This window comes from Pseudomonas sp. UBA4194, assembly GCF_002379585.1.
In the GTDB taxonomy this organism is placed as follows: Bacteria; Pseudomonadota; Gammaproteobacteria; order Pseudomonadales; family Pseudomonadaceae; genus Aquipseudomonas.
Genome location: NZ_DFUE01000087.1, coordinates 19,809 through 30,187 on the forward strand (window position 1 = coordinate 19,809; position 10,379 = coordinate 30,187).

Consider the following 10,379-nt stretch of genomic DNA (forward strand, 5'->3'; position numbering starts at 1 on the left):
AGCCCTCAGGGTGCGACGGGTACGATCTGGTCGCCCACGAAATGAGTGAACACGTAATCGTTCGGGCCCAGGGCGTCGCGCTTGTCGGGGCTGAAAGGTTGCTTGTAGTCCTTGATCAGGCCGGCGTAGTCAGTGATGCCGTAGAAACCGTCGCGCACCGCCGTACCTTCGGTTTTACCCGCCTTGGCAATCGCCAGCGCCGCCAGGTGCAACGCGTCATACGCATTAGCGATACCCACCGCTGGGGTGACGTCGGCAAGCGATTTGATTTCCGGATAGCGTTTCTTCAAAGCGCCAAGCACCGCTTCGCCGCGGGCGCCGTTGTGGTCGGTGAAGACAAAGGTCTGGACGAAATGCACGCGTCCGGCGTTGGGCCCGGCCAGTTCCCCGAAACGGCCACCGGCCGGGCCCCAGTGCGAGACCACCGGCACGTTCCAACCCATGCGGTCCAAGGACTTGACCACCTGCGCCGAGGGGCCGACGTTGCCGACCATCAACAGGCTGTCGGCGCCGCCTTCCTTGAGGCGGGTCAGTTGCGGGACCACATCCAGATCGCTGTCCTGGATGCGCTCCACGCCTGCGTTGGGCAAACCGCGTTTTTCCAGGGCGCGCTTGAACCCGGCTTCGTTGGACTCGCCCCATGGGTTATTGATCAAGATCAAACCGGGTTTGGCCATCCCTTGAGTGCGCACGCCATAGTCCACCAGCGCCTCGTCCACCAGTTCGTCCACGGCCGAGACGCGGAATACGTAGTTATCCTTGGCGCCGTTCTCGGTGATCTTGGTGCCGGCGGCCCAGATGCCCATGAAAGGTACTTTCATCTGATTGGCCAGTGGCACGATCGCCAGTGACACAGGGGTGTCGAGACCGCCGAACAGTACGGTGACCTTTTCCCGCTGCACCAGTTCGCGAGCGGCCAGCATGCCCTTGGATGGGTTGCTTTCATCGTCACGGCGAACCAACTCCAGCGGCCGCCCCAATACGCCGCCTGCCGCATTCACTTCGTCGATGGCGATGGTCAGGCCACGGGTGAGCGCCTCACCGGATTTGGCGGACTGACCCGACAACGCTGCCACCAGGCCGACCTTGATCGGTTCGACCGCCTGCGCCAGCGGGCTCAACAGAAAACCGAACGCGATGGCGAGACCGGCCTTGGGCAACAGGCGGTTGATGCGGGAACGGGAAGCTGACATTCTTTTTCTCCTGATTGCTAGCATTTGTATGATCTTTGCTAGCAAACTGGATGCCAGAGTCGTCTACGCGTGTTTACGCGGTCTAGCGGGCTCGTATCCCCGAAAACCTGCACAACAAGCGTGCAGCCCGCACCGAATTGCGGCACCTACCATCCCTGAATCAACGGAGAAAAATCATGAGCGACGAAAATCCCGCAGTACAGATTGTTAGCAATTTTCTGGCAGCGTCCATGGCGCCGGACCCGGTCAAGGCGGCGACCTTCATGTCGGCCGACGTGCGCATTACCTTCACCGGTGGCCGAGCCATGCCCGACCCGCAAACCATCACGGCTTTCAACGGCTCACGCTATGCGTGGGTGAAGAAAGCCTTGGGCAACTTCGACTGGATGGACCGTGGCGAACACACCGTCGTCTATTCCAACGGCACGCTTTACGGCGAATGGCAGGACGGCCGCAGCTTTTCCGGCAACCGTTACCTGGATCGTTTCGAGGTGCGGGACGGCAAGATCACCCGCATGGATGTGTGGAACGACAGCGCCGAGTGGCTGCTGGAACCCGAGTTGAATCGGTCCTGACACTCACCTCGATCATCCCGGAATCAATCGTCCAGTGGCTGCGGCGCCTTGCTGGGCTTGGCGTTTTTGGCCGGCTTGGCGCCAGGCTCCTGAGCAGGCGCGGCAGCCGCAGCCGGGGCGCTGGCGTCTTTTTCGGTGGCCGGCAGTTGGTCGACGAGGCTGAATAACTGTGCGGGTTCGACATAGCCGCCCTGCTCGAGTTTTTTCTCGCCATCCTTGCCCACCAGCACGAACTTCTGGCTGGAGCCGGCGCCGAGTTTCAGCTCGCGGATCAGCGCCATGGTGGCCTGGGGATCGAGGTCCTTGCCATCACGCTGACCGATGGTGTTGATCACCGTGTAGAGCACCATGTTGCGCTGTTTGAAGCCGTCGCGGTTGGCGGGCTCTTCCAATGCTTTTCGCAGCTTCAGCAGGTTGGCATCGACCGTGCTGGGCGCGAACACGATCAGCGGCCGGGCGCGGCCACGGTCCTGAGCCAGTGGGCTATCGCCGTCTGCTGCCAGCAAAGGCGCAGCGAAGGCGAACAACGAGGCGAGGGTCAGCGACCGGATCAACATGCTCCATCTCCTTAACGTATCGATGCCCTAATGATTGCGCATCATGGCGAAAGGTCCAACCCGTGATGGAAATATTCTTGTGGATCATGCCGCTGACGCAGGTTCAGGCCAATGATTGCAGGTACTCACCGAAGCCTTCACGGCAGCGAAAATCCCGCCGCGCGCTGGTGATCACGCTGGTGGTGGCAGTCCAGATGATATTGGCGCCAACGCCCTGCAGATCCTTCACCAGATGCACGTCCTCATGTGCAGGCAGGGGTTTGAACCCTCCCACTTTGTTGTAGGCAATCGCACAGACGCCAAGGTTGGCACCGTGCACATGACGGTGGCCTTCGGTGTGCTGGTAGTGGGCATCGTAGCGGGCCTGAGCGGTGGGCGAATGATCGGCCCAGCTGTCCACGCGCACGGTGCCGCAGACGGCATCGGCCTTGAAGCTGACCTGGCGTTCCAGCCAGTTCGGCGACACCAGCGTATCGGCGTCTGTGAAGGCCAGCCAACGCGCGCCGGCGTCGAGCATGACTCGGGCGCCTGCGCTGCGAGCCCGGCCAACGTTGCGGTAATCCACCGGCATGATCATCGCGCCATGGCGTTGAGCGACGGAAGCACTGGCGTCGGTGCAGGCGTCGAGGACGACCAGCACCACCACCTCTTCGCTTTGCAGCCCGATGTGCAGTGCAGAGCGCAAGACCGAGTCGATGCAGGCGCCCAAGTGTTGTTGTTCGTTATGTGCAGGAATGATAACGCCGATCATTGTGTTGCTCCCTGGCGGTGCGCATGACCCACTCGTCATCAAGTCGCGAGTGGCAAGGAGTCGACCAAGGCATGTTGCAAATGGTTTCGTTGATATGCCAAGTGGTGTGGGGGGTGGGGGTATGGAGTGGGCGGATTGGGGCGGGGATCGGCGGTGAATAGTTTGAGAGGAGAGTGAGCTGTACGCGGTCTGCCTTTAGCTCCCTCTCCCCCAGGGAGAGGGCTGGGGTGAGGGGACCATTCACCGCCGATCCCCCTCCCCCTGCTCATCAGTCAGTCAGATCACTAGGCACAATCCCCCCATTGTCCTTGATCTTCTTGATCACTTCCTTGTGCAACCAGGTATTCATTTCCACCGAACCGTCTTTGGCTCCGGTATAGCCCAACTCATCAGCCAGCGCCTTGCGGTGTTCCAGATCGCTATTCATACCGAGCACTTTCAGCAAGTCGACGATGGAGGTCCGCCAGTTCAGCGCACCGGCCCCCGGCTTGGCGTCCAGCAACGCCGCAACGTCAACGGCCGGGGACGGTGCCTCAGTTGCCACCGGCGGTGCCGTGTCTGCCCCTGGCGCGGCGCTGGGCGCTGGCGGGGCGCCGGGCGTCAGGGGCGTGTCGGCGTCTTTGTTGCCGAAAATCTTCTTTAGGATGTCGCTGAACAGGCTCATATCCATCGCTCTCATGTCTAGGGTGGGCCCTCGCGCCAGGGCGACAGCTTTCACGCCGCGCTACAGGTTCACCCAGCATAGGTCACACGTGGGGTTGCGTCAGGCCGATCGGGCACTCATCACACGGCTGAGCATCTGCGGACCGAAAACGTTGACCAGCAGCCCGACCATCACCAGCGCACCGCCCCACCACTGCAGCGCACTCAGACGCTCGCCGAGTATCCAGGCCGAGGAGCTCAAGCCGATGACCGGCACCAGCAGCGAGAACGGCGCGACCTTGCCCGCCGGGTAGCGCGACAGCAACTTGCTCCACAGGCTGTAGCCCAGCATGGTGGCAACGAACGCCAGATAGACCAGGCTCAATACCGACTTCCAGCCGATGCCCAACAGCGATTGCTGAATCTGCGCCGGGCCCTCGAGCCAAAGCGACAGGGCGAAGAACGGCAGTGGCGGGATAAGGCCGCCCCAGACCACCAACGCCACCAGGTCGATGTTGCCGAAACGTCGAGTGATGATGTTACCCATGGCCCACATCGATGCTGCGCACAGGGTCAGCAGCACCGCGAACAGTGGCGTGGCCTGGTCGCTTTCCAGGCCAATCATGGTCAGACCCCCGGCGGCTACCAGCAGCCCCAGTACGCTGGCGGCACGTAGCCGCTCACCGATGAACAGTGCGGCAAAGATCAGGGTGAAGAACGCTTGGGCCTGCAATACCAGTGACGCCAGCCCGGCCGGCATGCCGTTGGCCATGGCTTCGAACAGAAAGGCAAACTGACCCAGGGAGATGGTCGCGCCGTAGGCGATCAACCAGCGCAGCGGGAGATTGGGCCGTTTGATGAAAAAGATCGCGGGAATGGCCACCAGGGTAAAACGCAGTCCTCCGAGCAACATCGGCGGAAGGCCATCCAGGCCATAGCGGATCACGACGAAATTCAAGCCCCAGGCAATGATCACGATCAGGGCCAACAGCAGGTCTTTGGGTGCCACGCTACCTCCAAGGGTTCAGGTCAGTACGCGCCGGTCGCCGTGCTGGCGCATGGGCGGAGCTTGCAACTCAGCCCCCATTCTTGCCCAAGGGCATGCCGTCGGGAAACCTGTTTCAAAACTTTTCTGCCTCCCCCCCCTACACCCCCACCCCCGTAGGAGCGGCGTAAAGCCGCGAAGGGGCCCTTCCTGCCGCAGCAAGTCTTAGGTTCATCACCGTACGCACCGACGCCTTCGCGGCTGCACGCCGCTCCTACAGGACCTGGGCTCACCGCCGTGTGCACCGACGCCTTCGCGGCTTCACGCCGCTCCTACAGGATTCGGATTCATCGCTGGATGCACTGGCGCCTTCGCGGCTTCACGCCGCTCCTACAAGGGATTGGGTACACCTGTAGGAGCGGCGTGCAGCCGCGAAGAGGCCCTTCCGGCCAACACAAAACCTGGATTCATCGCTGGACGGGCCGGCGCCTTCGCGGCTTTACGCCGCTCCTACAGGGGGGATGCGTGGGGGTGGGTATCGCCGGATGATTTGCTGAACTACAGTGGCGCAGGCCACCCCATTTCAAGGAAGTTTCGATGCGCCTGACCTGCACCGCCCTCGCCGTCCTGGCCCTGACCGGCTGTACCTCTTTTCGGGCCGACCCGGAAAACCTCAAACCCATTCCCCCCGACCGACTGCTGGGCTGGCAGCAACCTGGAGACGGTTTAAGTGAGCTGGTGGTGGATCGCGATATCGGCGTGATGGGCGGCGGCTGCTATGTGGCGTTCATGATCGACCGACGAGTGGCCGCGCGTATCGCCGTGGGCGAAGCAGCGTCGTTCCACGTGCCGGCCGGTGAGCATATTGTCGGCATCACCACCGATGCCCAGGGCGAGCTGTTCTGCAGCAAGGGGCGTTTGCAGCGGGAGCTGCGCATCGACGCAGCGCCGGGACAACGCCAGCACCTGCGCATCGTCAGCGAGGCGAAAAGCGGGTTCGGTATCCGCCTGGAGCCACGCTGAGCCTCAGTGCTGACCCCGCGCCAAACGCGAAAGACGCTGGATCAACGGTCGATACAGCTCCGCCGAAGTATTGCCGTAACCCAGTACCAGACCGTTGTCACGCGCCCCCGGACGCAGGTTGAACACCGACAGCGGTTGAGCGCCGATGCCGTAACGCTGGGCCTGGGCACAGATCGCGCGGTCCGGGTATTCAGCAGGCAAGCGCACCGTCAAGTGCATCCCGCAATGCCCGCCTTCGATCACGTGGGGCACCTGCAGATGCTCGGTGAGCGCCTCGCGCAAGGCGGTCTGGCGTTCGCGGTACAACCGGCGCATCCGGTTGAGATGGCGACTGAACTGCCCGCTTTCGATGAAATCGGCCAACGCCAGTTGCTCGTATCGATGCCCCCCGCGCAACAGCTCGTGCAACGCATCCCGAGCGGGCTGCGCCAACGAATGCGGTAGCACCAGGAACCCCAGGCGCAGCGAAGGGAACATGGTCTTGCTGAACGTCCCAACGTACAACACCGGTGCGTCCGCCACCAGCCCCTGCATGGCAGCGATCGAGTCGCCAACGTGGCGAAACTCGCTGTCGTAATCGTCCTCGATGATCCAGGCCTGGTGCCGGCGGGCCTGATCGATCAGCTCCAGACGGCGCGCCACGGAAAGCACCGCACCGGTGGGGTACTGATGGGAAGGCGTGGTATAGATCAGGCGCGGGGGCCGGCGCTGCCAATCCTCCTCGTGCCACACCATGCCTTCGGCGTCGACCGGCATGGGCTCTATGCGCAGGTCGCCGCCATTGAAGGCACTGCGCGCACCGCGGTAGCCGGGATCTTCGATCCAGGCAATCTCGCCGGGGTTGCTCAACAGACTGACGCACAGCGCCAGCGCTTCATGGGCACCTTCGGTGATGATCACCTGTTCAGGCTCACAACGCACACTGCGAGCGATCCGTAGATGTCGCGCGATGGCAGCGCGCAGCGCCGGCTCGCCGAGGGGGTTGCCATAGCCCAGGGCTGAAGGCCCGGCCTGGCGCACGGCGCTGTCCAGTGCACGGCGCCAGGCGGCCATCGGGAAGTGGATATACGACGGCATGCCAGGGCGTAGCGAGGCGGTGGCAGAGACCACCGGCAATGTCGCGCGAATCTGGCCGATCCGCTGAGCCAATACCGGCGGCGGGGTCGATCCGGACGGCTGATCCAGGTGGGCAGGTCGCGCCAGGGTCGCCACCAGCGTGCCCCGTCGATCCGGGTACACGTATCCCTGTGCTGCCAGCTGATCATAAGCGGCGGTCACGGTGTTACGGGAAATGCCCAGCGTCTGCGCCAGCTCTCGGGACGACGGCAGCCGAACGCCGGGGCCCAGCCGCCCATCCAGGATCGCATCCTTGAGCCGGTCATGCAGTTGCCGTTGCAAGGGGGCTGCACCCACATGGCGCGCCAGTGGTGTATCCAGGGAGACGTGCATCGGGGTCAGGGCGGTCATGGGCGTTCTCGGAACAGCGCTACGTGGCACCATAAAATACTCCAATCCTGGCGCTTTGTGAGGGGCCATTGTGCTCGTATTCTCACATCACCTCCCCCTTTCGCCAGGACACCCACATGCCTTTGAACAGTCACCAGCAACCGATTGGCGAAGCGCTGCCAGACTGGACTGCCCGCCCTCGCCCATCGCACAAGGTCATTGAGGGCCGCAGCTGCCGGCTGGAACCGCTCGATGTCGCCCAACATGCCGAGGCCCTGTTCAACGCCTATTGCCTGCTGGCCGATGGCAGCGATTGGACCTACCTTCCCGTAGGCCCATTCACCGATCTGGCGGCCTATACCCAGCATCTGCAAACGGCCGCCGCCAGCCAGGACCCGCAGCACTGGGCGGTGATCGACCTGGGTAGCGGCACCGCCGTCGGCACCTTGTCGCTGATGCGCATGGACCCGGCCAATGGCGTGATCGAGGTGGGTCACGTCACGTTTTCGCCACTGATGAAGCGCACGCCAGTGTCCACCGAAGCACAGTACCTGCTGATGAAGTTCGTGTTCGACGAACTGGGCTACCGCCGCTACGAGTGGAAATGCGATGCGCTGAATGCCCCCTCGCGAAAGGCTGCCGACCGTCTCGGCTTCAGCTTCGAGGGCATTTTTCGCCAAGCGCTGGTGTACAAGGGGCGTAATCGCGACACGGCGTGGTACTCGATCATCGACCAAGAATGGCCAGCGCTGCGCACGGCGTTCGAACGCTGGCTGGCCGCCGATAATTTCGATGCGCAGGGCGTGCAGAAGGCGTCTTTGACGGATCTGCGCCAGCCGCGCTGATTTCACGGCTATTCTTCTGAACGTGGCGCATCCCTGCGCCATGTTGCTCCCCATCCGCAGAAGAAGAGAGCCGCACCTTGAAATTCGAACCCTTGGCCAAGTCGCTGATCGCGACCGCCCTCCTCGTCGCAAGTACCTGTAGCTTCGCCGCCTTCCAGGCCCCGGTCGCCGCCGAAAACGGCATGGTGGTCACCGCTCAGCACCTGGCTACCCACGTAGGCGTGGATGTGCTCAAAGACGGTGGCAACGCCGTGGATGCCGCAGTCGCCGTGGCCTATGCCCTGGCGGTGGTGTATCCGGCCGCCGGCAATATCGGCGGCGGAGGTTTCATGACGCTGCACATGGCCGATGGCCGCAATACCTTTCTAGACTTCCGCGAAAAAGCCCCGCTGGCGGCCACCACCGATATGTACCTGGACAAGGCCGGCAATGTGATCCCCGGCCTGAGCACCGACGGCCACCTGTCCGTCGGCGTTCCTGGTACGGTCTCGGGCATGGAGTTGGCTCGCGAGAAATACGGCACGTTCAAACGCACCGATCTGCTGGCACCGGCCATTCGCCTGGCCGAAGACGGTTTCGTGCTCGGTCAGGGCGACGTGGACTTACTGGAAACCACCACCGAGGATTTTCGCAAGGATGCCAACGACTCGGGCAAGATATTTCTGAACAAGGGTGAGCCGTTCAAGGTAGGCGAGCGACTGGTACAGAAGGACCTGGCCAAGACCCTGCGGGAGATCTCGGCCAAGGGCAGCGACGGCTTCTACAAGGGTTGGGTGGCCAAGGCCATCGTCGATTCCAGCCAAGCCGGCAAGGGCATCATCGTCCAGGCCGATCTGGACAAGTACAAGACCCGCGAGCTGGCACCGGTGGAGTGCGACTACCGTGGCTACCGCGTGGTATCGGCACCGCCGCCCAGTTCCGGCGGTGTGGTGATCTGCCAGATCATGAACATTCTGCAGGGCTACCCGATGGCCGACCTCGGCTACCGCTCCGCCCAGGGCACGCACTACCAGATCGAGGCCATGCGCCACGCGTATGTGGATCGCAACAGTTACCTGGGCGACCCGGATTTCGTGAAGAACCCCATAGCGCATCTGCTCGATGCAGGTTACGCGACCAAGCTGCGTGACAGCATCCAGCCGAACAAAGCCGGGATCTCCGCTGAAATCAAACCGGGTGTCGCGCCCCATGAGGGCAGCAACACGACTCATTATTCGATCGTCGACAAGTGGGGCAATGCCGTTTCCGTCACCTACACCCTCAACGGCTGGTTCGGCGCACGCGTGATGGCCAGCGGCACCGGCATCCTGTTGAACGACGAAATGGACGACTTCACGTCAAAAGTCGGCGTGGCCAATATGTATGGGCTGGTGCAAGGCGAGGCCAATGCCATCGCGCCGTACAAAACGCCGTTGTCGTCCATGAGCCCGACCATTGTGACCAAGGATGGCAAGCCAGTGATGGTGGTGGGTACCCCCGGTGGCAGTCGGATCATCACCGCAACGTTGCTGACCATGCTCAATGTTATCGACTACGGCATGAACATTCAGGAAGCGGTGGACGCGCCACGTTTCCATCAGCAGTGGATGCCGGACAGCACCAACCTGGAGCCTTTCGCAGTCAGCCCCGACACTCGCAAGATCCTCGAAAGCTGGGGTCACACGTTCGGCGTCCCTCAGGACCCCAACCACGTAGCGGCCATTTTGGTGGGCGCACCTTCACTGGGAGGCAAACCGGTAGGCGCTAACCGTTTCTACGGCGCGAACGATCCTCGGCGTAACACAGGCCTGGCACTGGGGTATTAACCCCCACAGCACCGGACGCCCCAACCAATCCCCTGTGGGAGCGGGTTCTACCCGCGATGGGGCCAGTACTGGCGCTGCAAATGTCGGGCCTTGCAGCGCTCTTGCAGCCCCCATCGCGGGCAGAGCCCGCTCCCACAGGATCCCGTAGCACCCTCATACCTGTGGGAGCGGGTTCTACCCGCGATGAGGCCGATACTGGCGGTGTAAATGTCAGGCCTTGCAGCGCTCTTGCAGGCCCCATCGCGGGCAGAGCCCGCTCCCACAGGGTCCTACGGCACCGCCATACCTGTGGGAGCGGGTTCTACCCGCGATAAGGCCAGCGTTGGCGGTGTAAATGTCAGGCCTTGCAGCGCTCTTGCAGCCCCCATCGCGGGCAGAGCCCGCTCCCACAGAATTCTGCGGCACCCCCATACCTGTGGGAGCGGGTTCTACCCGCGATGAGGCCAGTGTTGGCGCTCTAGATGTCGGGCCTTGCCGCGCTCCTGCGGGCCCATCGCGGGCAGAGCCCGCTCCCGCAGAATTCTGCGGCACCCCCACACCTGTGGGAGCGGGTTCTA

10 protein-coding genes are annotated in these 10,379 nt (G+C 62.8%); 4 read left to right on the top strand and 6 right to left on the bottom strand.

Annotated elements, in window-relative coordinates:
• Positions 1 to 5: 5 nt before the first annotated feature.
• Positions 6 to 1,193: an ABC transporter substrate-binding protein gene (locus B3397_RS21510; protein ID WP_296253848.1), complete on the bottom strand. Its 1,188-nt coding sequence runs from the start codon at positions 1,191 to 1,193 to the stop codon at positions 6 to 8.
• A 176-nt stretch (positions 1,194 to 1,369) separates the two neighbouring features.
• Between B3397_RS21510 and B3397_RS21515 the strand changes: the two genes are divergently transcribed.
• Entirely contained in the window at positions 1,370 to 1,768 is a 399-nt protein-coding gene (locus tag B3397_RS21515; protein ID WP_296253849.1) for a nuclear transport factor 2 family protein, read from the top strand.
• 23 nt (positions 1,769 to 1,791) lie between these two features.
• Here the strand turns inward: B3397_RS21515 and B3397_RS21520 are convergent, their stop codons facing one another.
• The 4 genes from B3397_RS21520 to B3397_RS21535 form a co-directional block, all read right to left on the bottom strand.
• On the bottom strand, positions 1,792 to 2,325 hold the full coding sequence (locus B3397_RS21520; RefSeq protein WP_296253850.1) for a DUF4174 domain-containing protein: 534 nt from the start codon (positions 2,323 to 2,325) through the stop codon (positions 1,792 to 1,794).
• A 103-nt stretch (positions 2,326 to 2,428) separates the two neighbouring features.
• On the bottom strand, positions 2,429 to 3,076 hold the full coding sequence (locus B3397_RS21525; protein WP_296253852.1) for a glycosyltransferase: 648 nt from the start codon (positions 3,074 to 3,076) through the stop codon (positions 2,429 to 2,431).
• A 268-nt stretch (positions 3,077 to 3,344) separates the two neighbouring features.
• Positions 3,345 to 3,740, bottom strand: a complete 396-nt coding sequence (locus tag B3397_RS21530) for a DUF3597 domain-containing protein (RefSeq protein WP_296253854.1) — start codon at positions 3,738 to 3,740, stop codon at positions 3,345 to 3,347.
• A gap of 99 nt (positions 3,741 to 3,839) precedes the next feature.
• The gene (locus B3397_RS21535; RefSeq protein WP_296253856.1) at positions 3,840 to 4,727 is read right to left on the bottom strand and encodes an EamA family transporter; all 888 of its coding nucleotides are present in this window, start codon (positions 4,725 to 4,727) and stop codon (positions 3,840 to 3,842) included.
• A gap of 573 nt (positions 4,728 to 5,300) precedes the next feature.
• On the opposite strand from B3397_RS21535, the gene B3397_RS21540 reads away from it, so the two are divergent.
• Positions 5,301 to 5,726 carry a 3-isopropylmalate dehydratase gene (locus tag B3397_RS21540; RefSeq protein WP_296253857.1) on the top strand — a complete coding sequence of 142 codons (426 nt, stop codon included), beginning with the start codon at positions 5,301 to 5,303 and terminating at the stop codon, positions 5,724 to 5,726.
• 3 nt (positions 5,727 to 5,729) lie between these two features.
• Here the strand turns inward: B3397_RS21540 and B3397_RS21545 are convergent, their stop codons facing one another.
• Positions 5,730 to 7,193 (bottom strand): PLP-dependent aminotransferase family protein, encoded by a 1,464-nt coding sequence (locus B3397_RS21545; protein ID WP_296253860.1) that lies wholly within the window; start codon positions 7,191 to 7,193, stop codon positions 5,730 to 5,732.
• Between the two features lie 116 nt (positions 7,194 to 7,309).
• On the opposite strand from B3397_RS21545, the gene B3397_RS21550 reads away from it, so the two are divergent.
• Together B3397_RS21550 and ggt are read left to right on the top strand one after the other, a co-directional pair.
• Positions 7,310 to 8,017: a GNAT family N-acetyltransferase gene (locus B3397_RS21550; RefSeq protein ID WP_296253861.1), complete on the top strand. Its 708-nt coding sequence runs from the start codon at positions 7,310 to 7,312 to the stop codon at positions 8,015 to 8,017.
• 77 nt (positions 8,018 to 8,094) lie between these two features.
• Positions 8,095 to 9,822 carry a gamma-glutamyltransferase gene (gene ggt, locus B3397_RS21555; protein ID WP_296253863.1) on the top strand — a complete coding sequence of 576 codons (1,728 nt, stop codon included), beginning with the start codon at positions 8,095 to 8,097 and terminating at the stop codon, positions 9,820 to 9,822.
• Positions 9,823 to 10,379: the final 557 nt, after the last annotated feature.

Bases quoted from the DNA above. Each gene is read 5' to 3' on its own strand.
- B3397_RS21520 (WP_296253850.1), bottom strand. From the start codon at position 2,325: ATGTTGATCCGGTCGCTGACCCTCGCCTCGTTGTTCGCCTTCGCTGCG.
- B3397_RS21525 (WP_296253852.1), bottom strand. From the start codon at position 3,076: ATGATCGGCGTTATCATTCCTGCACATAACGAACAACAACACTTGGGC.
- B3397_RS21550 (WP_296253861.1), top strand. From the start codon at position 7,310: ATGCCTTTGAACAGTCACCAGCAACCGATTGGCGAAGCGCTGCCAGAC.
- B3397_RS21510 (WP_296253848.1), bottom strand. From the start codon at position 1,193: ATGTCAGCTTCCCGTTCCCGCATCAACCGCCTGTTGCCCAAGGCCGGT.
- B3397_RS21515 (WP_296253849.1), top strand. From the start codon at position 1,370: ATGAGCGACGAAAATCCCGCAGTACAGATTGTTAGCAATTTTCTGGCA.
- B3397_RS21545 (WP_296253860.1), bottom strand. From the start codon at position 7,193: ATGACCGCCCTGACCCCGATGCACGTCTCCCTGGATACACCACTGGCG.
- B3397_RS21530 (WP_296253854.1), bottom strand. From the start codon at position 3,740: ATGAGCCTGTTCAGCGACATCCTAAAGAAGATTTTCGGCAACAAAGAC.
- B3397_RS21540 (WP_296253857.1), top strand. From the start codon at position 5,301: ATGCGCCTGACCTGCACCGCCCTCGCCGTCCTGGCCCTGACCGGCTGT.